This is a genomic window from Brevundimonas sp. (assembly GCF_035561115.1).
Lineage (GTDB): Bacteria > Pseudomonadota > Alphaproteobacteria > Caulobacterales > Caulobacteraceae > Brevundimonas.
In genome coordinates, this window is sequence record NZ_DATMYH010000011.1 from 25,931 (window position 1) to 52,442 (window position 26,512).

The 26,512-nt window shown below is 68.3% G+C and carries 27 protein-coding genes; 9 read left to right on the plus strand and 18 right to left on the minus strand.

Going from position 1 to position 26,512, the window contains the following annotated elements; all coding sequences use genetic code 11:
- Nucleotides 1-204 precede the first annotated feature (204 nt).
- Nucleotides 205-822: an isoprenylcysteine carboxylmethyltransferase family protein gene (locus VN378_RS01325; RefSeq protein WP_325740231.1), complete on the plus strand. Its 618-nt coding sequence runs from the start codon at nucleotides 205-207 to the stop codon at nucleotides 820-822.
- Between the two features lie 6 nt (nucleotides 823-828).
- On the opposite strand, the gene VN378_RS01330 is transcribed toward VN378_RS01325, so the two are convergent.
- The 3 genes from VN378_RS01330 to VN378_RS01340 all read right to left on the minus strand — a co-directional run bounded on the left by VN378_RS01330 (nucleotide 829) and on the right by VN378_RS01340 (nucleotide 3,425).
- Nucleotides 829-1,524 (minus strand): pirin family protein, encoded by a 696-nt coding sequence (locus VN378_RS01330; RefSeq protein ID WP_325740233.1) that lies wholly within the window; start codon nucleotides 1,522-1,524, stop codon nucleotides 829-831.
- Between the two features lie 77 nt (nucleotides 1,525-1,601).
- Nucleotides 1,602-2,687 carry a chorismate synthase gene (aroC, locus tag VN378_RS01335; protein ID WP_325740235.1) on the minus strand — a complete coding sequence of 362 codons (1,086 nt, stop codon included), beginning with the start codon at nucleotides 2,685-2,687 and terminating at the stop codon, nucleotides 1,602-1,604.
- A 12-nt stretch (nucleotides 2,688-2,699) separates the two neighbouring features.
- Nucleotides 2,700-3,425 carry a DnaJ C-terminal domain-containing protein gene (locus VN378_RS01340; RefSeq protein WP_325740237.1) on the minus strand — a complete coding sequence of 242 codons (726 nt, stop codon included), beginning with the start codon at nucleotides 3,423-3,425 and terminating at the stop codon, nucleotides 2,700-2,702.
- Between the two features lie 86 nt (nucleotides 3,426-3,511).
- On the opposite strand from VN378_RS01340, the gene pdxH reads away from it, so the two are divergent.
- On the plus strand, nucleotides 3,512-4,186 hold the full coding sequence (pdxH, locus tag VN378_RS01345; protein WP_325740239.1) for a pyridoxamine 5'-phosphate oxidase: 675 nt from the start codon (nucleotides 3,512-3,514) through the stop codon (nucleotides 4,184-4,186).
- Between the two features lie 3 nt (nucleotides 4,187-4,189).
- On the opposite strand, the gene VN378_RS01350 is transcribed toward pdxH, so the two are convergent.
- Both VN378_RS01350 and udk read right to left on the minus strand, forming a co-directional pair.
- The gene (locus tag VN378_RS01350; protein ID WP_325740241.1) at nucleotides 4,190-4,813 is read right to left on the minus strand and encodes a TetR/AcrR family transcriptional regulator; all 624 of its coding nucleotides are present in this window, start codon (nucleotides 4,811-4,813) and stop codon (nucleotides 4,190-4,192) included.
- 79 nt (nucleotides 4,814-4,892) lie between these two features.
- Nucleotides 4,893-5,540 carry a uridine kinase gene (gene udk / locus VN378_RS01355; RefSeq protein ID WP_325740243.1) on the minus strand — a complete coding sequence of 216 codons (648 nt, stop codon included), beginning with the start codon at nucleotides 5,538-5,540 and terminating at the stop codon, nucleotides 4,893-4,895.
- Between the two features lie 144 nt (nucleotides 5,541-5,684).
- On the opposite strand from udk, the gene VN378_RS01360 reads away from it, so the two are divergent.
- Nucleotides 5,685-7,319: a long-chain-fatty-acid--CoA ligase gene (locus tag VN378_RS01360; protein ID WP_325740245.1), complete on the plus strand. Its 1,635-nt coding sequence runs from the start codon at nucleotides 5,685-5,687 to the stop codon at nucleotides 7,317-7,319.
- Between the two features lie 4 nt (nucleotides 7,320-7,323).
- Nucleotides 7,324-8,022 (plus strand): hypothetical protein, encoded by a 699-nt coding sequence (locus VN378_RS01365; protein ID WP_325740247.1) that lies wholly within the window; start codon nucleotides 7,324-7,326, stop codon nucleotides 8,020-8,022.
- Between the two features lie 3 nt (nucleotides 8,023-8,025).
- On the opposite strand, the gene VN378_RS01370 is transcribed toward VN378_RS01365, so the two are convergent.
- Nucleotides 8,026-8,928 (minus strand): MBL fold metallo-hydrolase, encoded by a 903-nt coding sequence (locus tag VN378_RS01370; protein ID WP_325740249.1) that lies wholly within the window; start codon nucleotides 8,926-8,928, stop codon nucleotides 8,026-8,028.
- 57 nt (nucleotides 8,929-8,985) lie between these two features.
- On the opposite strand from VN378_RS01370, the gene VN378_RS01375 reads away from it, so the two are divergent.
- Nucleotides 8,986-9,132, plus strand: a complete 147-nt coding sequence (locus VN378_RS01375) for a hypothetical protein (protein ID WP_325740250.1) — start codon at nucleotides 8,986-8,988, stop codon at nucleotides 9,130-9,132.
- Between the two features lie 4 nt (nucleotides 9,133-9,136).
- Here the strand turns inward: VN378_RS01375 and VN378_RS01380 are convergent, their stop codons facing one another.
- A complete protein-coding gene (locus VN378_RS01380) occupies nucleotides 9,137-9,535 on the minus strand; it encodes a TIGR01244 family sulfur transferase (RefSeq protein ID WP_325740251.1) in 399 nt (132 codons plus the stop codon).
- Between the two features lies 1 nt (nucleotide 9,536).
- Nucleotides 9,537-10,064 carry a hypothetical protein gene (locus VN378_RS01385; protein WP_325740253.1) on the minus strand — a complete coding sequence of 176 codons (528 nt, stop codon included), beginning with the start codon at nucleotides 10,062-10,064 and terminating at the stop codon, nucleotides 9,537-9,539.
- 288 nt (nucleotides 10,065-10,352) lie between these two features.
- On the opposite strand from VN378_RS01385, the gene VN378_RS01390 reads away from it, so the two are divergent.
- Complete coding sequence (locus VN378_RS01390) at nucleotides 10,353-13,346, plus strand: TonB-dependent receptor plug domain-containing protein (protein WP_325740254.1); 2,994 nt, start codon at nucleotides 10,353-10,355, stop codon at nucleotides 13,344-13,346.
- Between the two features lie 77 nt (nucleotides 13,347-13,423).
- Here VN378_RS01390 and VN378_RS01395 read toward each other — a convergent pair whose 3' ends face one another.
- Nucleotides 13,424-13,684, minus strand: a complete 261-nt coding sequence (locus VN378_RS01395) for a DUF6289 family protein (RefSeq protein ID WP_325740256.1) — start codon at nucleotides 13,682-13,684, stop codon at nucleotides 13,424-13,426.
- 158 nt (nucleotides 13,685-13,842) lie between these two features.
- Between VN378_RS01395 and VN378_RS01400 the strand changes: the two genes are divergently transcribed.
- Entirely contained in the window at nucleotides 13,843-14,379 is a 537-nt protein-coding gene (locus VN378_RS01400; RefSeq protein WP_325740258.1) for a hypothetical protein, read from the plus strand.
- A gap of 10 nt (nucleotides 14,380-14,389) precedes the next feature.
- Here VN378_RS01400 and VN378_RS01405 read toward each other — a convergent pair whose 3' ends face one another.
- The 6 genes from VN378_RS01405 to VN378_RS01430 all read right to left on the minus strand — a co-directional run bounded on the left by VN378_RS01405 (nucleotide 14,390) and on the right by VN378_RS01430 (nucleotide 21,924).
- The gene (locus VN378_RS01405; protein WP_325740260.1) at nucleotides 14,390-15,343 is read right to left on the minus strand and encodes a class I SAM-dependent methyltransferase; all 954 of its coding nucleotides are present in this window, start codon (nucleotides 15,341-15,343) and stop codon (nucleotides 14,390-14,392) included.
- Between the two features lie 109 nt (nucleotides 15,344-15,452).
- Entirely contained in the window at nucleotides 15,453-18,107 is a 2,655-nt protein-coding gene (gene metH / locus VN378_RS01410; RefSeq protein ID WP_325740262.1) for a methionine synthase, read from the minus strand.
- Nucleotides 18,107-18,793 (minus strand): class I SAM-dependent methyltransferase, encoded by a 687-nt coding sequence (locus VN378_RS01415; protein WP_325740264.1) that lies wholly within the window; start codon nucleotides 18,791-18,793, stop codon nucleotides 18,107-18,109. The genes metH and VN378_RS01415 overlap by 1 nt, the downstream gene beginning before the upstream one ends.
- Entirely contained in the window at nucleotides 18,790-19,857 is a 1,068-nt protein-coding gene (locus VN378_RS01420) for a homocysteine S-methyltransferase family protein (protein WP_325740266.1), read from the minus strand. The genes VN378_RS01415 and VN378_RS01420 overlap by 4 nt, the downstream gene beginning before the upstream one ends.
- A gap of 151 nt (nucleotides 19,858-20,008) precedes the next feature.
- Entirely contained in the window at nucleotides 20,009-20,965 is a 957-nt protein-coding gene (metF, locus tag VN378_RS01425) for a methylenetetrahydrofolate reductase [NAD(P)H] (RefSeq protein ID WP_325740268.1), read from the minus strand.
- A complete protein-coding gene (locus VN378_RS01430; protein WP_325740270.1) occupies nucleotides 20,962-21,924 on the minus strand; it encodes a metalloregulator ArsR/SmtB family transcription factor in 963 nt (320 codons plus the stop codon). The genes metF and VN378_RS01430 overlap by 4 nt, the downstream gene beginning before the upstream one ends.
- 113 nt (nucleotides 21,925-22,037) lie before the next feature.
- Here VN378_RS01430 and VN378_RS01435 point away from each other — a divergent pair, with 113 nt between their 5' ends.
- Nucleotides 22,038-22,535: an EF-hand domain-containing protein gene (locus VN378_RS01435; protein ID WP_325740272.1), complete on the plus strand. Its 498-nt coding sequence runs from the start codon at nucleotides 22,038-22,040 to the stop codon at nucleotides 22,533-22,535.
- Here the strand turns inward: VN378_RS01435 and VN378_RS01440 are convergent.
- Nucleotides 22,532-23,461 carry a 2-hydroxyacid dehydrogenase gene (locus tag VN378_RS01440; RefSeq protein WP_325740274.1) on the minus strand — a complete coding sequence of 310 codons (930 nt, stop codon included), beginning with the start codon at nucleotides 23,459-23,461 and terminating at the stop codon, nucleotides 22,532-22,534. The genes VN378_RS01435 and VN378_RS01440 overlap by 4 nt on opposite strands.
- Nucleotides 23,462-23,530: 69 nt before the next feature.
- The gene (gene ettA, locus VN378_RS01445) at nucleotides 23,531-25,198 is read right to left on the minus strand and encodes an energy-dependent translational throttle protein EttA (RefSeq protein WP_325740276.1); all 1,668 of its coding nucleotides are present in this window, start codon (nucleotides 25,196-25,198) and stop codon (nucleotides 23,531-23,533) included.
- Nucleotides 25,199-25,334: 136 nt separating this feature from the next.
- Between ettA and VN378_RS01450 the strand changes: the two genes are divergently transcribed.
- Nucleotides 25,335-25,583: a hypothetical protein gene (locus tag VN378_RS01450; RefSeq protein WP_325740278.1), complete on the plus strand. Its 249-nt coding sequence runs from the start codon at nucleotides 25,335-25,337 to the stop codon at nucleotides 25,581-25,583.
- Between the two features lie 119 nt (nucleotides 25,584-25,702).
- On the opposite strand, the gene VN378_RS01455 is transcribed toward VN378_RS01450, so the two are convergent.
- A complete protein-coding gene (locus VN378_RS01455) occupies nucleotides 25,703-26,452 on the minus strand; it encodes an SDR family oxidoreductase (RefSeq protein ID WP_325740281.1) in 750 nt (249 codons plus the stop codon).
- Nucleotides 26,453-26,512 lie beyond the last annotated feature (60 nt).

Sequence of the window (26,512 nt, forward strand, 5' to 3'; positions counted from 1 at the left end):
CGGACTGAAGCCAACTATTGAGAACCCCGGCCGGATTGTTCCGGGCGGGGTTTTCATTGGCTACAGGCGGGCAGAACATTGCGGCCTTGCATTGAGCGGGTGTTTGGCGTCCCGTTCTGCTGAAGGTCGCGCGAGTTGGGCGACCGTGGCGGTTTCCGCATCGTACAGGGCGTTCTTTCCGTCTCCACCTGAGGAGGCGTTCACGTGTCAGATCCCCACCACCTTCGCCGCGTGCAACTGATCCGAAAAGCCGCCTTGCTCTTCGCGCTCATCGCGACCTGCGCCCTCGCCGCAATCAGCAAGACCCTGGTGTCCGCCCGTTGGCTACACGACGGTGTCGAGGCGGTAGGTCTCGCCATGATCGTGATCTGCGTTGTCGGCCGCGCCTGGTGTTCGCTCTACATCGGCGGCCGCAAGAAGGCTGAGATTGTCAGCACCGGGCCTTACTCCCTGTGCCGCAATCCGCTGTATCTGTTCAGCTTCATCGGCGCCTTCGGCATGGGCGCCCAGACGGGCAGCCTTGTCATCGCCGGCCTGTTCCTCATCATCGCCGTGGCGGTCTTCTACGTCACCGTGAGACAGGAAGAGATCTGGCTGACGACCACGTTCGGCGATGAGTACCGGGCCTATTGCGCCCGCACCCCCAGGTTCTGGCCGCGGTTCTCAAGGTGGCGGGACACCGAGACGATCGAGGTTCGCCCCGTGTTCTTTCTGACGACCCTGCGGGATGGCCTGGCCTTCTTCCTGGCCATCCCGATCTTCGAGGCCCTGGAGCAGGCCCAGGCGGTGGGCTGGGTCCGCGTCCTGTTCAGCATGCCCTGACGGAGGTCAGAGGCTGTCGACCATCACCAGTTCGGCGTCGGCCTTGGCCGTGATGGTGATCTCGGCCTCGTCCTTGATGGCCGCGCCGTCGCGTGCGTTCAGCGGCACGCCATTGACCTCGACCTCGCCGACGGCGGGCACCAGATAGGCGCGGCGGCCTTCGCCGAGGCTGTAGGTCAGGCTCTCGCCCGCGTTCAGCGTCGCGCCCAGCACCCTGGCGTCGGCATTGATGGTCAGGGCCTCATCCGAGGCGTCGCCGGAAGCCAGGACCTGGAATTTTCCGGTCCGGTCCGATTTCGGGAAGGGCTTCATGCCCCAGCCCGGCCTGGCGCCTGGCTTGTCGGTCTCGATCCAGATCTGGAACAGGGTGGTGGTCTCGTCCTCGAGGTTGAACTCCGAGTGGCGCACGCCCGTGCCCGCGCTCATCACCTGGACGTCGCCGGCGCCGGTCCGGCCGCGGTTGCCCATGGAGTCCTCATGGGTGATGGCCCCGGTGCGGACGTAGGTGATGATCTCCATGTCCGAGTGCGGGTGGGGCGGAAAGCCGGACCGGGCCGCAATCTCGTCGTCGTTCCAGACGCGCAGCCGGCCCCAGCTCATGCGGGCAGGGTCATAGTAGTTGGCGAAGGAGAAATGGTGTTTGGCGTTCAGCCAGCCGTGGTTCGCGCCGCCGAGGCTGGCAAAAGGTCTGACGTCGATCATGGGGATGCTCCCGGGGTTCGAGGGTTATGAACCTCGCTGGCGCCTATATAAGCAACAGTCTCAGTAGCTGAAAGGGCTCAGCCTATCTGGGCGCGATGCCGCAGCATGGCGTCCACCAGCACGCAGGCCGCCATGGCCTCGACCACCGGCACGCCGCGCAGGGCGACGCACGGGTCGTGACGTCCCTTCGTCCGCAGGTCGGTCTCCTCGCCGTCGCGGGTGATGGTCTGGCGCGGGGTCAGGATGGAGGAGGTGGGCTTGAAGGCGATCCGGGCCGTCAGAGGCTGGCCCGTCGAGATGCCGCCCAGAACCCCCCCGGCGTGGTTGGACAGGAAGACGGGCAGGCCGTCGTCTCCCATCCGCATCTGGTCGGCGTTCTCCTCGCCCGACAGCTCGGCCGAGCCGAAGCCCGCGCCGATCTCGACGCCCTTGACCGCGTTTACCGACATCATGGCGGCGGCCAGTTCCGCGTCCAGCTTGCCATAGACGGGGGCGCCCCAGCCGGCGGGAACGCCCGTGACCTCCAGCGCCACGACCGCGCCGATGGACGAGCCGGCCTTGCGGACGCCGTCCAGATACTCTTCCCATGCCGGCACGACCGCCGTTGACGCCGCGAACAGGGCGTTGTCGTACACCGCGTCGAAATCCACGGCCTCCGGCGCGATCCTGTGCGGGCCCAGCTGGACGACTCCCGCGCGGATGCGCACGCCGTCGCCCAGCACCTTGCGCGCCACGGCGCCCGCCGCGACCCGCACGGCCGTCTCGCGCGCCGACGACCGGCCGCCGCCGCGATGATCGCGCACGCCGTATTTGGCCTGATAGGTGAAGTCGGCGTGGCCGGGCCGGAAGGCGCGGGCGATCTCGCCATAGTCCTTCGAGCGGGCGTCCTCATTGTCGATCTGGATGGCGATGGGCGTGCCGGTGGTCACGGGGCCGGCGCCATCGTCGAACACGCCCGACAGGATGCGGGCCGTGTCGCTCTCCTGCCGCTGGGTCACGAAGCGGCTGCCGCCGGGCTTGCGTCGATCCAGCCAGGGCTGAAGGTCCGCTTCGGTCAGCGGGATCAGCGGCGGGCAGCCGTCGACGACGCAGCCGATCGCCGGCCCGTGGCTCTCGCCCCAGGTGGTCACGCGGAACAGATGGCCGAAGGTGTTGTGCGACATGACCCGTCAGGCTTAGGCCGCCAGCCGGTCCGGCGTCCAGACGCGCGTGAACCGGACCAGCAGATCCTCGGCCGCCGACGGCGCGTCCTCGGACGGCTCCAGCGTCACGAACAGATGTCCCCGGGGCCGCGCGCCGCGGGCCGGCAGGCCCAGGCCCTTGAGGCGCAACCGCAGCGGCTGATGCCCGCCGACCAGCCAGGCCGAGCGCGGGCCGGCATGGGTCTGGATCTCCAGCCGCCCGCCGTCCTCCAGCAGCCGGAGGGGGACCGGGCAGGTCATGTAGAGATCGTCGCCCACCGCGCTGAGCCGTCCGTCGCCCCGCACCAGCACGGGCAGATACAGGTCGGCGCCGGCCTCGCCCGCCCCCCTGAGCCGCAGATGTTCGCCGCTGCGCAGGCCGGCGGGAACGCGCACGCGCAGCCTGCGGCGGCCCAGCCGCACCTCGACGACGCCGCCGTTCAGGGCTGCGTCCGGATCCAGGCCGACGACGGGCAGGGCGGGGGCGGCCCGCGCCGGCGCGGCGAGAGCCAGCGGGGCCGTCTCCTGCTGGATCAGGCGCCAGGCGGCGATAACCTTGCGGAACCGGTCCTCGCCGCCGCCCGGCGCATCTGGCCGCGCCGCCTTGATCGCGGTGCGGAAGGCGGCGGTCAGCGCCGCGCCTTCCGCCGGGCCGGTCAGGCCGAGCAGGGCATAGGCGTCACGGGTCGAAACGACCTCGGGGAGCGATCGGGCGCGCATGCCGCCACTAAGGCGCGACATAGAGTCAATGCCCGGTTAACCGTGACGCTCTCGCCCGACCGCGCCGGATGGACTATCTGAGCCCCATGACCGCACCCGTGATCCCGTCCAGCCCGACCCGCGAGGAATACGCCCGCGACTACGCCGCCGCCCTGGCGGCCAACGGCGACGAGACGATCTTCGAGCGGCCCGACCCGGTTTCGCTGTTCATCGACTGGCTGAACGACGCCAGGGGGACGGAACCGAACGACGCCAACGCCATGACCCTGTCCACGGTCGATGCGAGCGGGGCGCCCGACAGCCGGGTGGTCCTGCTCAAGGATGTCGATGCGGGCGGCTTCGCCTTCTATTCCAACGCCGGGAGCGACAAAGGCGGGCAATTGGCCGGCCAGCCCCGCGCGGCGCTGCTGTTTCACTGGAAATCCCTGCGCCGGCAGGTGCGGGTGCGTGGACGGGTCGAACCGGTGTCCCCGGCCGAGGCCGACGCCTATTTCGCCAGCCGGGCGCGTGAAAGCCGCATCGGGGCCTGGGCCTCGGAACAGTCGCGGCCGCTGGAAAGCCGTGAGGCGCTGGAACGGGCCGTGGCCCGCGAAACGGCGCGGTTCGAAGGCCGGGACGTGCCGCGGCCCGAACGCTGGACGGGCTGGCGCATCGTGCCGGACCAGATCGAATTCTGGCGCGACCGGCCGTTCCGCCTGCACGACCGGCTGAGGTTCGATAGGACCGGCGCGGACTGGACCCGGACCCGGCTTCAGCCCTGATCCTCAGACGCCGTAGCGGGCCAGGAAGGTCTCGACCGCGTCGGAGGCGATCTGGTCCACGGCGCGGACCGGCATGACCTCGTCCCCGGTGACCAGCGGCATGAAGAAGACGGGATGTTCGATCATTCCCATGAGCTGGCCCGCCGCCCAGGAGGTGCGCTCGATCCGGAGTTCGCCCTGCTCGACCAGTTCACGCAGGGCGTCGATCAGCACCTTGCCGAAGTCCGCCTTGCCGCGGTCGAAGGCCTGCATGGCCACGTCGCGAAACCGCGGCCGCTCGGCCATGACCAGCCGGAACACCGAGCGGATGAAGGGATCGGCCATGAATCCGGCGTAGGCGACGGCGAAACAGGTCAGCCGCGCGCGCGCGGGACCGTCGGCCATGCGAACCCGCTGCATCAGACGATGGAAATCGCCGGTGGCGTCCTCGATCACCGCGGTGAACAGCTCGGCCTTGCCGTCGAACAGGGCGTAGAGGGTCGCGGTGGAGACTCCGGCGTCGCGCGCGATCGGTTCGATCCTGGCTCCGGCGTAGCCCTCCGTGACGAAGGCCCGGCGTGCGTGCCGCAGGATCGACTCGCGCTTCGGATCCGGGAGGGGAGGGTGTTGCGCCGCCGTGGCCTGCATGAAATTCGCTGCTTGCTGGAGCGGCGAGGTTGGCCCGTCATCGGGCGGGGAGCAAGAGGGAGCGGACGGCTCCGGACAATCAGCGGTCGAGCAGGGCCACCAGCAGCGGATGGGCCAGCACCGGGGCGGCCAGCCGCACCACGGCCTGGGGATCCTCCAGACGCACCGCGGCGGTGGCGTCCGCCACGACGAAGTCGGCGTTCAGACGCGACGGTTCGGTCAGCCGTTCATGTCCGGGCCGGACGGTGGCCAGATACTGGTCGATGACCGAGTCCGCCGTGCGTCCCCGTTCGGCCTGGTCGCGCAGCAGACGGCGGATGAAGCGGATGTCGGCAGGGGTGTCGACGAAGACGCGGATATCGAACAGGCGAACCAGGTCGGGCGTGCACAGCACATGGGTGCCCTCGACGATCACGACATCCGCCGCCGCGACGGCTTCGCCGCCCGGCTCGCGCCCGTGGCGGATGAAGGAATAGACCGGCGCCGTGATGCCGCCGCCCGCCTTCAGCGCGGTCAGGTCCCGGATCATCAGGTCGTGATCGCGCGCCGCCACGTCGTCGAAGTCGAACGTGCGGGGGTCGAAGTCTGGCAGGTCCGCCGCGTCCCGATAGTAGGAATCCTCGCGCAACAGCACCGCGCTGCCGTCCGGCAGGGCCGAGACCAGGGCTTCCGCCAGGGTGCTCTTGCCGGAGCCGGAGCCGCCGGTGATGGCGATAAGAATGGACATGGGCCGCTTCTAGGACTCCGCGACCGGTTTCGCCAAGCCGGGCAGGTCTGCGGGTGACCCTGCGTCACGTTGCTTATCGACGATCACGCCGATAGCGTGACTTTAAAGCGCCTCGAAAAGCAGGCGCAGGCTTGAGGGATCGTGATGCTCGGATTGATGCAGGACTGGCCGCTGACGGTCGACAAGATCCTGGACCATGCGAAAAATTGGCACGGCCACCGCGAGGTGGTCACCCGTTCGGTCGAGGGACCGATCGTCCGCGTCACCTATGCCGAGATCCACGCCCGGGCCAAACGCGTCTCCAGCGTGCTGAAGGACTGGGACGTCAAGGTCGGGGACCGTATCGCCACCCTGGCCTGGAACAGCGGCCGCCATATGGAGGTCTGGTACGGCATCATGGGCATGGGCGCCGTCTGCCACACCCTGAATCCGCGCCTGTTTCCCGAGCAACTGGCCTACATCATCAACCACGCCGAGGATAAGATCATCTTCGTCGATCTGACCTTCATTCCCCTGCTGGAGGCCGTGCTGCCGCACTGCCCCACGGTGGAGCGGGTGGTGGTTCTGACCGACGAACTGACCATGCCGGCGACCCGGCTGCCCGGCGCAGAATGCTATGAGGCCCTGCTGGGGACGGCCTCGGAAGACGTGGCCTGGGGCGGATTTGACGAACAGACCGCTTGCGGCCTCTGCTACACTTCCGGCACGACCGGCAATCCCAAGGGGGTGCTGTACTCGCACCGCTCGAACTTCATCCATACGCTGCTGGGCATGCAGTCCACCGTCCTGGGACCGTCTCCGAAAGAGGTGATCCTGCCGGTGGTGCCGATGTTCCACGCCAACGCCTGGGGCATCGCCTTTGCGGGACCGGCCTCGGGCGCCAAGCTGGTGATGCCGGGCGCGCGCATGGACGGCGCGGCCATCTATGAGCTGATCGAGAGCGAGGGCGTCACCTTCTCGGCCGCCGTGCCGACGGTGTGGCAGGGCCTGCTGACGCATCTGCGCGAAAACAACCTGCGCATCCCGACGGTGAAAAAGGTGCTGATCGGCGGCTCGGCGGTGCCCGAAAGCCTGATCCGCGCCTTCCAGGAAGAGTTCGGCATCGAGGTGCTCCAGGGCTGGGGCATGACCGAAACCTCGCCGATCGGCACCCTGTCCAACCTGCCGCCTGAACTGCTGGCCCTGCCCTATGACGAGCAAATGAAATGGCGCGTCAAACAGGGTGTGCCGCCTCTGGGCGTCGAGCTGAAGCTGAAGAACTACGCCGGTCAGGACATGCCGCACGACGGGCACACCTATGGTCGTCTGATGATCAAGGGCCCGACCATCGCCGGCGCCTATTTCAAGGGCGAGGGGGGCGACATCCTCGACCACGAGGGCTTTTTCGATACGGGCGACGTCTCGACGATCGACGAGCACGGCTTCATGCAGATCACCGATCGCGCCAAGGACGTGATCAAGTCCGGCGGCGAGTGGATCAGCTCGATCGAGATCGAGAACATCGCCGTCGGCCATCCGAAGGTCGAACTGGCGGCCGTCATCGGCGCGGCCCACCCCAAATGGGACGAGCGGCCGGTGCTGATCGTCAAGCTGAAGTCCGGTGAGGCCCAGAACAAGCAGGAGCATCTCGACTTCCTGCACGGCAAGATCGCCAAATGGTGGATGCCCGATGACGTGGTCTTCGTGGACGACATCCCGCTGGGGGCCACGGGCAAGGTCGACAAGAAGCTGATCCGCGACCGGATGAAGGACTATCGCCTGCCGACGGCGGGGGCCTGACGCCGTGGCGCGAGCGCGGGGGCAGGTTCGGGGGCAGGGCGCGGTCGGGGCCTTGCTGGCCCTGAGCCTGGCCGCACCCCTGCTGGTGCTGGCCGCCGCGCTGGCGACCCGCTCGGGCGGCCTGTCGCCGGAGACGGGCTATGACCTGCTGACGATGCGGGTCGGCTGGTGGCTGTCGATCGTCAGCGCCACGGCCGCGCTTGCGGCGCTCGTTCTCGCGCTGCGCGATTTCCGCCGGCTGGGCCTGCTGGCCCTGGCGGCGGTCGTTGCGGGCGGAGGAACCCTGGCCGCCTATGCCTGGCACAACGGCCGTATGGCCGCCGCTCCGCCCGAGGACATCAGCACCGATCTGGTGGAGATCCCCGGCTTCGGCGATCTGAACGACGAGCGACGGGGGCGGGGGCCCCGCGCCGCCGCCGGCGTCGAGGCCTGTCCTGGCGCCTTGCCGGTGATGACCCAGGTCGCGCCCGGTTCGGCCGCCTGGGCTCTGCAACAGGCGGGCTTCACCATTCGCGGCGCCGGCGTGGCGCGGGCGGACGGCAGCCGCGAAAGCTTCTGGTTCGGCTTCGACCATGACGCCGTCATCCGTATCCGGCCCGGACGCACCGACATCCGCGTCGCCGCGCGCGACGACCGGCCTCATGGCGGCGACGCCTGCCGCATGGCGTCCCGCATCAGCGAGGCGCTCCGGACCAGCCGCTGAGCCTCAGGTCAGGGACCAGTCCGCGTCGATCGCAGCGTTCGGCCGGGCGCGCGCCCGGCCGGCGGCCTCCAGGGCGATCAGATGGGCCCAGACCGAAAGGCTGGCCGCCGGCCACAGACGGGCGTCAACAGCCGCGTAGAGGTTCGGGACGATCTCCGCGATCCGCCGGTCCCCGGCGGCCAGCCGTTCGACAATCTGGGCCTCCCGCGCCAGCCTGTGCGCCCTGTAGGCGGCCAGGAAGGGGCCCGGCCCGGTCACCGGCGCTCCGTGGGTGGGCCACAGGGTCGAGAAGCCCCGGGCGATGACCCGGTCCAGACTGTCCATATAGGCGGTCATGTCGCCGTCAGGCGGGGCCACGACCGTCGTCGACCAGCCCATCACATGGTCACCGCTGAACAGGGCGTTCTCCTCGCGAAGGACAAAGGCCATGTGGTTCGAGGCGTGACCCGGCGTGGCCAGGGCCTCCAGGGTCCATCCGTCGCCCCTGACGACCTCTCCGCCGGCCAGCACGACATCCGGCGTGAAGGTTTCGTCGTCTTCCTCATCCAGCGCCGCGGAGACGTGGATCGTTCGCGCCGGCGGCCGGGCGGCCAGGACCGGCGCGCCGACGGCGGCTGCGAAGGGGCGGGCGAGGGGCGCATGGTCGCGGTGGGTATGGGTCACCAGCACATGGCTCACGCGCCGGCCGGCCACGGCCGCCAGCAGCGCCGCCAGATGGGTCTCGTCCAGCGGTCCCGGGTCGATCACCGCCACGCCGGCTCCGGCGTCGGGCCCGCCGACGATATAGGTTCCGGTCCCGGTGAAGGTGAACGGCCCGGGATTGTTCGCGATGACCCGCTGGATCAGCGGCGAGACCGCGTCGGCCCGGCCGTATTCGAAAGGGGGCATCGAAACAAAGGGGATCATCCGCCGCGGCCCGGACCTTGCGTTAGGACTTCGTAAACCTTCTGCGGAGTGCGCATCGTGGCCGTTTCCATCGCCCTGGCTGTCTCAAATCGGCTCCAGCTCGTGGCTGCGGCCTTCCTGTGTCTCATGGCGATGCAGCTGGCCGTGGCCTCCTGTACGCCGGAACCCGCCCCCTACGCCGCGCGGGTCGCCATTCTTCGCTGATCCGTCAGAGCGGCAACCGGCTGAGATCATAGCCGGCGCCCGCCGCCGCGGCGCGCAGATCCTCCGCATCCACGCCGCGGAGCCGTTCCGCCATCGCCCATGCTGCGGCGGAACGCGTCCCCGAGCGGCAGAACATCACCGTCGGTCGACCGTCGGCCAGCAACTCCCTCACGGCGGCGGCCTGCGCGGGTCCCGGCGTCCCGGATACGGGAACCCAGCCAAAGTCCAGTCCGGCGTTCCGCGCCGCGGCTTCCATCTCGGCGGCCGTAGGCTGTCCCGGGTCCTCTCCGTCCGGACGGTTGCTGATGATCCGCTGCACGCCCGACGCGGCCAGGTCCGCCAGGACCTCCGGCGCCAGCTGCGGCGAGGTCCAGACGGTCGGCGAAAGCGGACGCGGGCCCATGCTACTGCCGCCGCACCCGCACGGCGCGGCTGTCGCCGACCGTCAGCAGGAAGCTGCCCAGGGTGGCCTTGCGCACCCGCACCGGCTGACCGGCGCGATTTCGGAAATTGACCCGGTCCGAGTCGATCTGACGCCACACGCCGCCGTCCGCCAGGCGGAAGACCCAACGGTTGTCAGCGACCTGGGAGGCGCTTTGAAGCGTGGTTTCGATCGAGTCGAGCTCGGCGACGCCCTCGCCCCCGAACAGACGGGGCAGGGTCGGCATTTCAAATCCGAACAGCTGGCGCCGGGCTTCGCCGATCTGGGCGCGATCCATGACGACCACCTCGCCTTGCCGTTCGGCGGCGTCCAGCGCGCCGACGGCGGCGTCATAGCAGGCCAGGCGCGCGGGACCGTCGGCGATGGCCCGGCAGGCCGTCAGACGGGCCAGGGTCCCGGCGCGTTCCTGCTGCGGGGCGGCGGCGGCGGCGGCGGCGGTGGAGATGGACGCGACGGCCGCAGCGGCCGCGATACTGGAAATGAACGACATGATGGGTCCTCGCCGGCTGGCCGCCAGCCCTGCGTCCTAAGTCCGACAAGTCGTTCCCAGCGTCAACCGGCACGGCTGCAACAGCCGCTGTGACCGTATCGTGGCCTAAATACGACAGTCCTGCTTCGACAGGGTTACAGCTGTGTAATTATGCTGGCGAACCGTACGGACCAGCGCATAACGTCGGGCAACTGCGGCGGGGGAATCTGTCCGTGGGAGAAGGGAATATTCCATTCTAAGGCCGCGACGCCCCGGCGACGGGAGATGTCGAACATCAGGAGACGACCTTTGAGAACCCAGAAAACCCGTAATCGGCTGCTGTCGACGACGATGATCGGCGGCTTCGCCGCCTTGGCTTTCGCCGCACCCGCCATGGCGCAAACCGCCCCGGCTCCCCAGGAAGAGACGCAGCTTGACGAAGTCGTCGTCACCGGCTCGCGCATTCCGCAGACCAACCTGGTCACCACCAGCCCCGTCACCCAGGTGACCGGCGAGGACATCGACATCGCGGGCGTGACCCGGGTCGAGGACCTGGTTTCCCAGCTGCCGCAGGCGTTCGCCGCCCAGAACTCGACCGTCTCCAACGGCGCCTCGGGCACGGCCACGGTTTCGCTGCGCAACCTCGGCTCGTCGCGCACCCTGGTGCTGATCGACGGTCGCCGGATGGGCTACGGCTCGCCGAACGACGACGCGGCCGACCTGAACCAGATCCCGGAACAACTGGTCGAGCGTGTTGAAGTCCTGACCGGCGGCGCTTCCGCCGTCTACGGTTCGGACGCCGTCGCCGGCGTCGTCAACTTCATCATGAAGAAGGACTTCGAAGGTCTGCAGATCGACGCCCAGTACGGCTTCTATCAGCACAACAACGACTATGACGGCGTGGGCAATCTCCGGAACGTCATCGCCGGTCGCGCCGCCAGCAACCCGGCGCAGTTCAGACTGCCCGACGACAACGTCTCGGACGGCGAAAGCCGCTCGCTCAACGTCATGATGGGCGTCTCCTCGCCGGACGGCCGCGGCAACATCACGGCCTACGCCGGCTACCGCAACAACAACCCGGTCCTGGGCGCCGATCGCGACTACTCCTCGTGCGCCCTGGGCGGCGAGGCGGCAGGCTCCTTCACCTGCGGTGGTTCCAGCACCGCCTTCCCGGGCCGTTTCATCTCCCTGGCGAACGGCGCTGACCTCACGGTCGCCGGCGCCGCCGGCACCGGCAACGGCACCTTCACGCCCTTCAGCGCCGCGACCGGCCAGTACAACTACGGCCCGCTGAACTACTACCAGCGCCCGGATGAGCGTTACACCCTCGGTGCGTTCGGCCACTACGAGCTCAACGACAAGGCCGAAGTCTTCGCGCAACTGATGTTCTCGGACTATCAGTCCGTGGCCCAGATCGCGCCGTCGGGCGCCTTCCTGGGACCGATCGTCCCGATCCAGTGCGACAACGCGCTGCTCTCCGCACAACAGCGCACGGCGATCGGGTGCGTGGGCCCGGTGACTTCGGTCAACATGCTGATCGGCCGCCGGAACGCTGAAGGCGGCGGTCGTCAGGACTCGCTCAACTACACGTCCTACCGCGGCGTCGTGGGCGTCCGCGGCGAGATCACCGAGGGCTGGAATTACGACGTGGCCGCGCAGTTCTCGCGTGTCCGCCTCGCCCGCACCTATCTGAACGACTTCTCGACCACCCGCATCGGCCGCGCTCTCGACGTCGTCGACGTCGGCGGCGTGCCGACCTGTCAGTCCGTCGTCGACGGCACGGACACGACCTGCGTGCCCTACGATATCTTCTCGCCGGGCGGCGTGACCGAGGCGGCTCTCGACTATCTGCAAATCCCGCTGATGCAGACCGGCGAAACCACCCAACAGGTGATCACCGCCGCCGTAACGGGCGACACGGGCTGGTCCTTCCCGACCGCATCGCGCACCGTCCAGGTCGCGTTCGGCGCCGAGTATCGCCGTGACGCACTGGGTTCGGTCACCGACAACGCCTTCGCCACCGGCGACGGCGCCGGTCAGGGCGGCCCGACGATCGGCTTCACCGGTGATACGGACGTCGCCGAAGTCTTCGGTGAAATCCAGATCCCGCTGGCCGACGATCAGCCCTGGGCCTATTCGGCCTCGATCGACGGCGCCTACCGCCGGTCCGAGTACGAGAACTTCGGCGCCGACACCTACAAGGTCGGCGTGGATTACGCCCCCGTCGAGGACATCCGTTTCCGCGCCAGCTATTCGCGCGCGGTGCGGGCGCCGAACGTGATCGAGCTGTTCACCGCGCAGGGCTTCAACCTGTTCGACCTGGACTACGATCCCTGCTCGGCTCCGGGCCGTGCGGCGGCTAACGCGGGCCCCGTCCCGGCGAGCTGCGTCGGCACGAACCCGTGGCAGGTCACGACTACCGAGCGCGACCTCGGTCTGCTCGACAGCCCGGCCGGCCAGTACAACTTCCTCCAGGGCGGCAACCCCAACCTGGAGCCGGAATCGGCCGACACCTACACGGTCGGTGTGGTTCTGACGCCGTCGTTCCTGCCGCGCTTCAACGTCTCGCTCGACTACTACAAGATCGAAGTCGACAACCTGATCGGTTCGATCGGTGCGCAGAACACGCTCGACGCCTGCTACACGGCCGGCAACGCGGTCGCCTGTTCGCTGATCGTGCGTGACGGTCCGACGGGCGCCCTGTGGCTCAACGACGGCAACGTGATCGACACCAACGTCAACATCGGCGGCGTCTCCACCTCCGGCATCGACATCAACGCGAACTATGCGGTCGATCTGGAAGACTGGGCCATGCCCGCCTACGGTTCGCTGCAGTTCTCGTTCGTCGGCACCTGGCTGGAGTCGCTGGAAACCGACACCGGTCTGGGCTTCGCCAACAGCGTCTATGACTGCGCTGGCTTCTTCGCCAACCAGTGCGGCGTGCCGAACCCCGAGTGGCGTCACCGCGCCCGGGTGACCTGGATCTCGCCCTGGGACATGAACCTCTCGGCGACCTGGCGTCACTACGGCGAAGCTGAGATCGCCGTTCTCGGAGCCGACGGAAGCATGAACAACAGCGCCGCGCGCCTCGACAAGGTTCTGGACTCCCAGAACTACCTCGACCTGGCGGCGACCTGGCAGGTGATGGACACGGTCAGCCTCCGCGCTGGCGTGAACAACGTCCTGGATAGCGATCCGCCGCTGTCCTACAGCGTCGGCACCACGGGTAACAACAACACCTACCCGCAGCTCTACGACGCGCTGGGCCGCTACGTCTTCTTCGGTGTCACGGCCAGCTTCTAAGGTCTGATCGAGGAGAAACAACTGGGGCGGCGGACCATGGTCCGCCGCCCCTTTTTCTGTCCGGATGTCCGGGTCGCTCAGCCGTTCATGCCGGGTGGGTTCTTGTTCCACTGCGTACATGGCTCGAGCGACAGCTCGATGTAGTAGGGGGTGACCTCGCCCCAGCCGCGGAACTGCCGCTGGCAGTTGTTCATCCAGTAGCCGACCTGCACCGTATAGGTGGCGTCTGAATAGTATTCGCGCTCGCGGATGTAATCCGTCGCGCTCGCAGGGGCGGCGTAGGCCGCTGACAGCGCCGTGGCCCCGATGACGGCGAGTTTCGTCAGTTTTGCAAACATCAGATAGTCCTCCGGGCGACCGAATGTCGCCTCACCGTAGATTGATGTCTCTCATTGACACGCGTCAAGGGTGTCGGGTGTCGGGTTTTCGCCGCCGCACAAAAACCATCCGGCCTGTTCAGACGTTGATGCCTGTCCATCCTCGAAATCGGATTCCCATGCTGGTCACCCTCGTCTCCGCCCTGATGCTGTCCACCCAGACGCCCGCCCCCGCCCGGGACAGCGGCGTCGTCTCCACCGCCCCGGGTGTCGAGGCCGTGGAGACCGAGCGCTTCCGCGAGGCTGTCGCCTACGCCAACCCGATGCCGCGCGGCGCGCCCGAGGGCGACTATCCGCTGGTGGCCTGGTGCGAGGCGCTGGTGAACGGCCATATCGCCCTGGGCGAGACCCTGACCAACCGCGACCCCCTGGATCTGGAAATCATCCGTCTGGGCAAGCTGGAGGCCGCCGACTTCCGCGCGGCCCTGGACGCCGCGGAGCCGCGCCAGACCGCGGCCAGCCGCGCCGCCGCCCGCGCCGCGGCGGCGGAGGCCGCCGGCAAGTGGACGCCGCTGGTCGGACAGGACGAGATTGTGCGCAGCCAGGCCTTTGGTCTGTTCTTCGGCCTGCCCGGTCGCTGCGAGCACGCCGCCCGGCGGATTCGCGAGAACATCACCACCGCCCCGGCGACGCCGGCCGAGGTCGGCGCGGAATAGGGCCCGCCGGTCAGGACCTGAGGAAACCGACCCGCCAGCCGATCAGCGCGCCGCCGGCGTCATGCTGCGGCGACCGCTCGGCCAACTCCAGCCCGGCGCGCGTCCCCCGCGCCACCAACGCGTCCAGCCCCGCCGCGTCCAGGGCCGCCCGGGTCTGGCACAGCTGCCGCTGACGCCAGGCCGCGTTGCCGGTTTCGAAGGCGTCAAGGCGCGCCAGGGCGCTGGCCGGGTCGTATGAATCCAGCCGCTCGGCCAGGTCGCGGAGATAACCGACCAGATACCGCACGGGTTCGAAGGCAGGCCGGGGATCCAGGCGCGCGGCAGCCCGGTTGACGGCCTCGCAAAAGGCCTCCGCCGCGGCCTGCCGTGTTGCGGGCGGCGCGGGCTTGAGCCGGGTGGCGAAGGCCCGCCGCGCCTGCCGGATCACGCCTCCGGTCCCCAATACCCGATCGTAGGCGGCGATCTGGTCCGCCGTCTGGCGGGTGATGGCGCTGTCCGCGTGATGGATCAGCATCAGGACCCGGCCGCCGGGTTTGAGCACGCGGGCCAGCTCGGCCAAGGCCGGTCGGGGGTCGGCGTATTCAAGTCCGAACTGGGAGGCGGCGCCGTCGAAATGAGCGGTCGGGAAGGGCAGGGACTCCAGCGCCACGCCCCCCATCAGGGCGTATCCGGCGTCCGGCCCCGGCGGCGGCGCCTCGGCGTAGTCGACCCCGACGACCTCGAACGCCTTGCCAGCCGCGGTCGCCGCCGCGGCCGCGTAGCCAGCCACCTGGCCGCTGCCCGTGGCCAGGTCCAGCAACCGGGCTCCGTCGTCGAAGCCGTTGAAATAGGCGGCCCACAGGGCCTCCGCGCCGAAGGTGACAGGGCCGGTCGGCGTGTTGACCGTCATGACCTCGGCGCGGCCGCTCAGCCAGTAGTCGCTCCAGTGCCATCCACGCCGCTTTTCCACAGGCGATGAGCTCATAGGGCGCGGTCCTGGAGACGCGGGGGTGGTCCGTCGTCGGCGGAAGACCTCCGGCGGCCGGCGGTCGGGCGATCAGGGTAGGGGAGCCGTGTTCTCTCGCCAAGAGCCGTCAGGCGGCAGGCCTGTCCCCCGGATCGTAGTTGAGGATCGGCGACAGCCACCGTTCGGCCGTCGCCACGTCCCATCCCTTGCGCCGGGCGTAGTCGGCGACCTGGTCCGGATCGATCTTGCCGACGCCGAAATAGTGGCTTTCGGCGTGCCCGAAATACAGACCTGACACTGACGCCGGGGGCGTCATGGCGAAGCTTTCGGTGATCGCCATGCCGGCGTTGTCTTCGGCCTGCAGCAGCCGGAACAGCGTCGCCTTCTCCGTATGGTCCGGCTGGGCCGGATAGCCGGGCGCGGGCCGGATGCCCCTGTAGCGTTCGGCGATCAGATCCTCGACGGTCAGGGCCTCTTCGGGCGCGTAACCCCACAGTTCGGTGCGCACCTTCTTGTGCAGGGCCTCGGCGAAGGCCTCGGCCAGACGGTCCGCCAGGGTTGTGGCCATGATGGCTGAATAGTCGTCTCCGGCGTCCTTGAACCGTTTGGCGATCTCCAGTTCGCCATGGCCCGCGGTAACGGCGAAGGCGCCGATATAGTCCCGGCCGGTTTCGGCGACGAAGTCCGACAGGGCCAGATTGGGCTTGCCGTTCGACTTTTTGATCTGCTGGCGCAGGGTATGGAAGCGGGCGATCTCGTCGGTGCGGCTCTCGTCCGCATAGACGGCGATGTCGTCGCCGACGGCGTTGGCGGGCCAGAAGCCGATCACGCCGCGGGCGGTGAACCATTTCTCGTCGATGATCCGCTTCAGCATCGCCTGGGCGTCGGCGAACAGGTCGCGCGCCGCCTGGCCCACGATCTCGTCCTCGAGGATCAGCGGATAGCGGCCGATCAGCTCCCAGCCGGCGAAGAAGGGCGTCCAGTCGATATGGTCGGCGAGGTCCTGCAGGTCCCCGTCGATGGCGCGCACGCCGAGGAAGGACGGGGCGCCGGGCAAAGGCGTCGCCGGATCGGGCCGGAAGCGGTTCTCGCGCGCGGCGGGCAGGGCGGCGCGCGCCTTGACCTCCTGGCCGCGCGCATACTGCTCGCGGATGCGGACGTATTCATCGCGCGTCGCGGCCTCGTTCCTGGCCCGTTCGGTCTTCGACAGCAGGCCGGAAACCACGCCGACGGCGCGGCTGGCGTCGATGACATAGGTGGTCGAACCGGCGCGGTAGCCGGGCTCGATCTTGACCGCCGTGTGGGTCCGGCTGGTCGTCGCCCCGCCGATCAGCAGCGGAATGTCGAAACCGCGCCGCTCCATCTCGCGCGCCACGAACACCATCTCGTCCAAGGACGGGGTGATCAGCCCCGACAGGCCGACGATATCGACCTTGTGCTCGACGGCGGCGTCGAGGATGCGGTCCGCCGGGACCATGACGCCCAGGTCGATGACCTCGTAGTTGTTACACTGCAGCACGACGCCGACGATGTTCTTGCCGATGTCGTGGACGTCGCCCTTGACCGTGGCCATCAGGATGCGGCCCGCCTGTTCCCTCGGCTTGCCGGCCTTTTCGGCCTCCATGAACGGCTCGAGATGGGCGACCGCCTGTTTCATCACACGCGCCGACTTGACCACCTGCGGCAGGAACATCTTGCCCGAGCCGAACAGGTCGCCGACCACATTCATCCCGTCCATCAGCGGACCCTCGATGACGTGCAGCGGCCGTTCGAACGACAGCCGGGCCTCCTCGGTGTCCTCGACGATCCAGTCTGTGATGCCGTTGACCAGCGCATGCTCGATCCGCTTGCCGACCGGGGCGTCGCGCCATTTCAGGTCCACGACCCGGGCCACGCCCTTGTCGCCCTTGTAGTTGGGGGCGATGTCCACCAGCCGCTCGGTGTTCGAGACATTGGTCCGCTGCGGCCGGTTCAGGATCACGTCCTCGACCGCCTCGCGCAGGGTCGGGTCGAGCGTGTCATAGACCGGCAGGTCGCCCGCGTTGACGATGCCCATGTCCATGCCCGCCTGGATGGCGTGGTACAGGAAGACGCTGTGGATCGCCCGGCGGACCGGCTCATTGCCGCGGAAGCTGAACGACACGTTCGACACCCCGCCCGAGACGCGCGCCCAGGGCAGGGTGGCCTTGATGACCTTCGTCGCCTCGATGAAGTCGACGGCGTAGTTGTCGTGCTCCTCGATCCCCGTCGCCACGGCGAAGATGTTGGGGTCGAAGATGATGTCCTCGGGCGGGAAGCCGACCTCGTCGACGAGGATGCGGTAGGCCCGGGTGCAGATTTCGACCTTGCGCGCGGCGGTGTCGGCCTGGCCCACCTCGTCGAAGGCCATGACCACCACGGCGGCGCCGTAGCGCAGGCATTTGACCGCCTGTTCGCGGAATTCGGCCTCGCCCGCCTTCATCGAGATCGAATTGACGATCGGCTTGCCCTGGACGCATTTCAGTCCGGCCTCGATCACCTCCCACTTCGAGCTGTCGATCATCACCGGCACGCGGGCGATGTCGGGCTCGGCCGCGATCAGGTTGAGGAAGGTGATCATGGCCTGCTTCGAATCCAGCAGGCCCTCGTCCATGTTGATGTCGATCACCGAGGCCCCGGCCTCGACCTGCTGACGGGCGACCGACAGGGCGGCGGCATAGTCGCCGTCGATGATCAGCTTCTTGAACTTGGCCGAGCCGGTGACGTTGGTCCGCTCGCCGACGTTGATGAATGTAGGGCGCATCAGGCGTAGGCCACCCAGCCGCGGAAGGTGAAGGCGGAATAGAACTGGCTGACGGCGGAGAAGCCCGCCTGAACCAGGAGAGCTTCGTCCTGTTCGGGCGACAGACTATGCAGCCCCTTCGATACGGCCTCGCGCCGACGGCGCGCGTCCGCTGGCGCTCCGCCGGAGGCCACCAGGTAGGCCTCCTCGCGGTCCAGCCAGAGCTCACGCGATTGCGCCTCCTGCTCGTAGCTGATGTGCATGACCACGAACGGCGCGCCGGGCTTGAGACGCCGCCGCACCTGCTTGAGCGTGTCCAGCCGCTGGTTTGCGTCGAGAAAATGCATGGTCAGCAGGCAGGCGCCGCCATCGAAGGGACCTTCCGGTGCGCTGTCGATGTATCCGGTGTGGAAAGTCACTCGATCGGTGTCGGCGCCAAGGGTCGCTCGCGCCAGATCGAGCATCGCCGGGGCCGGATCCACGCCGTCGAACGTCCAGTCCTGATGATCGTCGGCAAATACCTTGAGTTCCAGCCCGCCTCCGGCCCCGAGAACCAGAATGCGAGCGTCCGCAGGCGCACGCTCCGCAAGAAGCACCGACGCCATGCGGTGCACCGCGTCCAGCCCGGGCACGGTCCGACGGGCGTTGTCCGCGTAGTGGGTAATCGCCGCGGGATCGGCGAAGGGACTCGGGCTTTCCACGCTCACGCTACCAACTCAAAGGGTTCCAGACCCGACAGCCGCATGGCCACCGGACGTTCGGGAATCTCGCGGGTCGGCAGTTTCGACACCGCCTCCGCCGTGTGCCGGATGTGCTCCGGCGTGGTGCCGCAGCAGCCGCCGACGATGTTGACCAGACCTGACGCGGCCCATTCCTCGATGAAGTGGGCGGTCTGGTGCGGTTCCTCGTCGTACTGGCCCATGGCGTTGGGCAGGCCGGCGTTGGGATAGGCGGCGACCAGGGTGTCGGCGACCCGGCTCAGCTCTGCGATGAACGGCCGCATCAGATCGGCGCCGAGGGCGCAGTTGAAACCGATGGCGAAGGGTTTGGCGTGCCGCACGCTGTTCCAGAAGGCCTCGGCCGTCTGGCCCGACAGGGTGCGGCCCGAACGGTCGGTGATGGTGCCCGAAATCCAGATCGGCAGGGCCTCCATGCCCTCGTCCTCGAGGTCCTTGATGGCCTTGATCGCGGCCTTGCAGTTCAGCGTGTCGGTGATGGTCTCGATCAGATAGAGGTCGACGCCGCCCTCGTTCAGCGCCTTCACCTGATGGCGATAGGCGTCATAGACCTGGTCGAAGGTCACCAGCCGGGCGCCGGGATCGTTCACGTCCGACGACATCGACAGCATCTTGTTCAGCGGCCCGATCGAACCGGCGGCGAAGCGCGGCTTGTGCGGCTCCTTCGCGGTCCAGCGGTCGGCGGCGGCGCGGGCCAGTTTCGCCCCTTCCAGATTGATGTCCCACACCGACTGCGCGTCGAGCTTGTAGTCGTCCTGGGCGATCACCGTGGCCGAGAAGGTGTTGGTCTCGGAGATGTCGGCGCCGGCGGCGAAATACTGGTCGTGCAGGCCGGAGATGACGTCTGGGCGGGTGATGCACAGGATGTCGTTATTGCCCTTCATCTGCCCGTTGTGGCCGGCGAAGCGGTCGCCGCGGAAATCCTCTTCGGACAGGTCGCTGCGCTGGATCATCACGCCCCAGGCGCCGTCGAGGACCAGGATGCGCTCCTTCGCGGCCCGGTGAAGGGCGGCGATGCGTTCGGGGCGGGTCATCGTTGGGCTCCTGTGTCCGGGCTAAGCCCCTCCACCACTTCGTGGTCCCCCTCCCCATTCGCTTCGCGAACAGGGAGGAGACGGGTTGCGCCGCCTTGTCTCCTCCCCATCGGAGATGGAGACGGGAATCCCGAAGGGGTGGAGGGATAGGTCACGCAGACACCGTCTTCTGTTCACGCACGCCCAGGACCCGGCAGATCGCATAGACCAGGTCGGCGCGGTTCAGTGTGTAGAAATGGAAGTCGGCGAAGCCTTCCTCCTGCAGCCGGGCGCAGGTCTCGGCCGCGACCGAGGCGGCGATCAGCTTGCGGGTCTCGGGGTCGTCGTCCAGGCCGTCGAAATGGGCCGCCAGCCAGTCAGGCACGGCCGCGCCGCAGGCCGCAGACATCCGCTTCAGCCCGTTGAAATTGGTCACCGGCATGATCCCGGGCGACATCGGAATGGTGATCCCCGCCGCCCGCACCCGGTCGCGGAAGCGCAGGAAGGCGTCGATGTCGAAGAAGAACTGGCTGATCGCGCGCGTCGCTCCGGCGTCGACCTTGGCCTTCAGCACGTCGATGTCGTGATCCGTCGACGGGCTTTCCGGATGGCCCTCGGGATAGCAGCCGACGATGACGTCGAAGCCACCCTTCGCCGTGATGGCGGCGGTCAGTTCGGTGGCGTTGGCGTAACCGTCCGCACGCGGAACATAGGCGCCGCCGATACCATTTCCGCCCGGAGGATCGCCGCGCAGGGCCACGATGTGGCGCACGCCGGCGTCGCGATAGCCTTCGATCACCGCGTCCACATCCTCGCGGCTCGCCTCGACGCAGGTCAGGTGGGCGGCGGGGGTCAGTGATGTTTCGCCCAGGATGCGCTCGACCGTCCGGTGGGTGCGCTCCCGCGTCGAGCCGCCGGCGCCATAGGTCACCGACACGAACTCGGGCTCCAGCGGCGCCAGACGCGTCACCGCCTTCCAGAGACTGGCCTCGGCCTCGTCCGACCTGGGCGGGAAGAATTCGAACGAAACACGGGGACGCGACTGGTCCTGCCCGGCGCGCGCGACCGGGCCCAGCGGGGACAGCAACAGGGCGCGGGCCTCGGCCAGACTGCGGGGGGCGATGCTCATGCGACCTTGGCCTTGGCTGCTGCGGGCCGCTGGGCGGTCCAGATCGAGACGGTCAGACCGTCGGTGTCGGGGGGCAGGGTGATCGGCGCGCCGGGCTTCAGGCCGGCCCCGGAAAGCCAGCCCCGCATCTCGGGATCGGAGAATCCGAGACGGCGGTGCTGATGCTCTTCGCGCAGATGCTCCAGCTGGTGCGGCGCGAAGTCGACGATCAGCAGCCGGCCGCCGGGCATGACCAGCCGCGCCGCCTCGGCCACGGCCGCGGCGGGATCGGCGAGGTAGTGCAGGACCTGGTGCACCATCACCAGATCCGCGCTGTGTTCGGGCAGGCGGGTCGCGAAGATGTCGCCGTGGCGCAGTTCGACCCTGTCCAGCCCGGCCCGGGTCACATTGGCGCGGGCGATGTTGAGCATGTTCTGGCTCAGGTCCAGGCCAACGGACATCTTCGCCGACTTGCCCAGCAGGGTCAGCATCCGGCCCGAACCCGTGCCCAGGTCGACCACCCGTTCGAACGGTCCATCTCCGGCCGCCCGCGTGATCGCCGCCTCCACGGCGGTTTCGCAGACGTACAGCGAGCGGATGCGGTCCCATTGCGGGGCCACACGTTCGAAATAGGCGCTGGCGGCGGCGCCGCGATCGCGGCGGACGTCCTCCAGCCGCCGGTCGTCCGCCTCGTGGGCGGCGGCGTCCAGCAGGTCCAGCACCGTGTCGACCAGCCGGCGAGCCAGCGGATCGGAGGACAGGCGATAGAAGACCCGCGCCCCGTCAGGAAACCGTTCGATCAGCCCGGCGTCGGCCATCAGCTTCAGATGCCGGGACACGCGCGGCTGGCTCTGGTCAAGAATCCGCGACAGTTCCATCACCGACAGCTCCTCACCGGCCAGCAGGGACAGCACGCGCAGGCGCGTGGGTTCGCCCACGGCGCGCAGCGCTTCGATAGTCTGGTCGGCGGTCAACGACATAGGTTTATATAAAGATATCCTTATATGATTTGGCAAGCGAATTGCGACGCGCGACACCGGCCTGAAAAGGCGTACACTCGCCCGGTCCAGTGGAACCCGGCAGGAGATACGCCATGATCCGCATAGCTTTCGCCTCGTCCGCCGCACTCGTGGTCCTCGCCACGGCGAGCGCTGCGGGCGCCCAGACCCCGCCTCCCGGCATGGGCGGCGGCATGGGCGGGCCCCAGACCCTGGAAGCCATGCAGGCGCGCCAGGACCAGATGTTCGATCGCCTCGATGTCAACACCGACGGCATGATCACCGGCGATGAACTGGCGGTCCTGACCCGGCCGCCGATGAGCCAGGCAGGTGGGCCGCGGATGCGGTCGATGATCACCCGCGCCGACGCGGACCGGAACGCCCGCATCACGCGGGACGAGATGCGCAACGCCGCCGCCGCCCTGTTCGCCAGTCTGGACGCGGACCACGACGGGCTCGTCACCCCCACCGAGCGCGCCAGCATGATGCCCGCCCCGCCGGCGCCGCCCGCCGCCCGGATGAGGGTTCCGTCGACCGCGCCGGCCGACCCGGGCGGCATGCCTCCCGGCATGGAGCCGCCGAACGGCGGCTAGTCGGGCGTCGGCGTCTTCAACGGTTCGCCCGCGAAGGCCGCCGTCAGGTTCTGCATCAGCAGCATCAGCATGCCCTGCACGGCCTCCGTCGTCGCGCCGCCCGTGTGCGGGGTCAGGACGGTGTTCGGCACGGCCGCCCAGCGCGCGGCGTCGGTCGGTTCGTCCTCGAACACGTCCAGCGCCGCCTGACCCAGCCGCCCGTCCGTCAGCGCGGCGATCAGGGCGTCCTCGTCGACCAGCTGGCCGCGCGCGACATTGACCAGCAGGCCCTGCGGCCCCAGCGCCTCTATCACCTCGCGCGAAATCAGGCCGATGTTGCTGTCGTCCGCCTTGCAGGCCACCACCAGGATGTCGCTGTCCCGCGCCAGCTCGATCAGGGAGACGGCGCGGGGCCAGGCGGCGGTCTTCTCGCGCGGGCCCCACCATTTCACGGTCATGCGCAGCGCCTCGGCCCGGCGCGCCACGGCCTCGCCGATGCCGCCCAGACCGACGACGCCTACCTTCTGGCCGTGCAGGGACGGCGTGATCATCTTCGAATCCGCGGTCCATTCCCCGGCTCGCAGGGCGCGGTCCCCCGCCGCGATCTGCCGTCGCGCGGCCAGGATCAGGCCGATGGCGTGGTCGGCCACGTCCTCGTGGTTCACGCCCGGCGCATGGGTGACCGGCAGGCCGCGCGCCTTGCACCATTCGGTGTCGATGCGGTCATAGCCCGAGGTGAAACAGGCGATCAGCTGCAGCCTGGGCAGCTGTTCGATCAACGCCTTGTCGAGTGGAAATTCTCCGGCCACGACCAGGGCGCGGATCTCCGCCTGGGCCTCCAGCGGCGGCCCTTCCCAGAACCGGTAGACGGTCCACTGGCTTTCGAGAAAGGTCGTCAGCGGCGCCAGATGCCGCTGCATGATCAGAAGGGCGGGGCGGTCGGTCATGGGGGCACCCTAGTCCAGTCGCGCCCAATGAAAAACGGCCTCCGGATCGCTCCGGAGGCCGTATCGGGTCTAGCGCCCGAACTTCTGGAACTTGATCCGGTGCGGGATCAGGCTCTCGACGCCGAGGCGGCGCTTCTTGTCCTCTTCATAGGCTTCGAAGTTTCCTTCGAACCATTCCACGTGGCTGTCGCCCTCGAAGGCGAGGATGTGGGTGGCCAGACGATCCAGGAACCAGCGGTCGTGGGAGATGACCACGGCGCATCCGGCGAAGCCTTCCAGCGCCTCCTCGAGGTTCTGCAGCGTCTCGATGTCCAGGTCGTTGGTCGGTTCGTCGAGCAGCAGCAGGTTGCCGCCCGTGGCCAGGGTCTTGGCAAGGTGGACGCGGTTGCGCTCGCCCCCGGAGAGCTGTCCCACCTTCTTCTGCTGGTCGCCGCCCTTGAAGTTGAAGCTGCCGACATAGGCGCGGGTGTTGATCTCGCGCTTGCCGACCATCATCACGTCGGTGCCGCCCGAGATGACTTCCCAGATGGTCTTGTTGGGCTCCAGGTCGTCGCGGCTCTGGTCGACATAGGCCAGTTTGACCGTCTCGCCGACCTTGATCGTGCCGGCGTCTGGCTGTTCCTGGCCGGTGATCAGGCGGAACAGGGTCGACTTGCCGGCCCCGTTCGGCCCGATGACGCCGACGATGCCGTTGGGCGGCAGCTTGAAGGTCAGGTCCTTGAACAGCAGCTTGTCGCCATAGGCCTTTTCCAGCCCCTCGGCCTCGAGCACGACGTTGCCGAGACGCGGGCCGGGCGGGATCTGGATGACGGCGTGGGTCTGGGCGCCGCGCATGCTCTCCTGCTCGTCCACCATCCGCTCATAGGCGGCCAGACGGGCTTTCGATTTGGCCTGACGGGCCTTGGCGCCCGAGCGGACCCATTCCAGTTCGCGGGTCAGGGCGCGCTGGCGGGCTTCGGATTCCGACTGCTCCTGCACCACGCGCTTGGTCTTGGCTTCCAGCCACGAGGAATAGTTGCCCTCGTGCGGGTGGCCCTTGCCGCGGTCCAGCTCCAGCGTCCACTTGGTGACGAGGTCCAGGAAGTAGCGGTCGTGGGTCACCAGGATCACGCAGCCCGGGAAGTTCTCAAGGTGATGCTGCAGCCAAGCCACCGACTCGGCGTCCAGGTGGTTGGTCGGTTCGTCGAGCAGCAGCATGTCGGGCTTGGACAGCAGCAGCCGGGCGAGGGCCACGCGGCGCTTTTCACCGCCGGACAGGTTGGTGACCTCCCAGTCGTCGGGCGGGCAGCGCAGGGCGTCCATGGCCATTTCGATGCGGCTGTCGATGTCCCAGACGTCGCCGGCGTCGATCTTTTCCTGCAGGGCCGTCATCTCGGCCATCAGTTCGTCGGTGTATTCCTCGGCCATTTCCATGGCGATGGCGTTGAAGCGGTTGACCCACTGCTTCTCCTCGCACCAGGCCTCGACGTTCTCGCGGACGTTCAGGCTGTCGTCGAGCTGGGGCTCCTGCTCCAGATAGCCGCGCTTGACGCCGTCGGCGGCGCGGGCCTCGCCGGTGAATTCCGTGTCCAGCCCGGCCATGATCTTCAGCAGGGTCGACTTGCCCGAACCGTTGACCCCGACGACGCCGATCTTGGCGTCGTTGTAGAAGCTCAGCCAGATGTTCTCGAAGATCTTCTTGCCGCCGGGAAAGGTCTTGGTCAGACCCTGCATCTGGAAAATATATTGCTGCGCCATGAGGTGCGGTGCGCCCTGTCGTTTGGAAGTGCGGGGAGGTTGGCGCGGGATGTAGCGACCGCCGCGTCATTGAGCAAATAACTAGCGGTCCGCCGCGGCAGTTTGATGGCGGAGGCCCAGGCGCTAGGGTTCCGGAATGGCATGGGAAGGCTATCGAAAATTCCACTGGCGCATGATGCGGGTCCTGACTCGCGTCATGCTGTGGTGGTGGCTCCTTGTCGGAACCGCCGGCTTCCTTGTCGCCGTGTTTCACCCCGCTCAGGCGGATCGGCTTGAGACGGCGCTGGCGTTTGCGCTCGGCGCAGGGATCGGCGGCGGCGGGCTGCTGCTGTGGAACTACATCGACACGCTCAAGCGCCGCCTTCGTGGAAAGGATCAGCCGTAGCCGAAGGCCGGCGAAGCTGCCGGTTCGGAGACGGCGATGGTTGTCGTCTGTTTCGTTCGAATGCCGGCCAGGCGCTTGCAGCGTAGGCGACTGGCGCCTGGCCGGCTGTCCGTCTCGCCTCAGGCGCCGATGCCGCCGTCGACCAGAATGCTGGTTCCGGTGATGTAGCCGGCGCCCGGACCGGCGAGGAAGGCGACCGCCGAGGCGATCTCGTGCGGCTGACCGTAACGGCCCAGCGAAATGCCGGACAACATCCCGGGGGCGTTGGGGCCGTCGGCCGGGTTCATGTCGGTGTCGGTGGCGCCGGGCTTGACCAGATTGACCGTGATCCCCTGCGGGCCGAGCTCGCGCGAGAGGCCGAGGGTGAAGGCCTGCAGCGCCGACTTGCTGGCCGAATAGACCGTCACGCCGCCGAAGGGCACGCGATCGGCCAGGACGCTGCTGATCGAGATGATCCGGCCGCCCGCGCCGATATGGGGCAGGGCCGCCTTGGTCGTCAGTATGACGCCGCGGATGTTGACGTTCAGCAGGGCGTCGATCTCTTCGAGGGACTGGTCGGCGAACAGGGTCCCGCCTGCGATGCCGGCGTTGTTGACGAGGATGTCGAGGCCGCCCAGCCCCACGACGGCGCCTTCGACCGCCTTGCCCGGTCCGTCGGTGGAGCCGGCGTCGGCTTGGATGGCGACCGCCTTGCGGCCCAGGGCGCGCAGTTCGGCCGCGAGGGCCTCGGCGCGGTCGGCGGACTTCTCGTAGGTGATGGCGACGTCGGCGCCGTCGGCGGCCAGCTGGCGGGCGATGGCGGCGCCGATGCCGCGGCTCGCGCCCGTGACGAGGGCGCGTTTGCCGGCGAGGGGAGGGGCGGTGGTCATGGTCGGTTCTCTTTCTGTAATGATCGACACAGAAAGCCAGATGGAAAGCTTGCCTCCCTT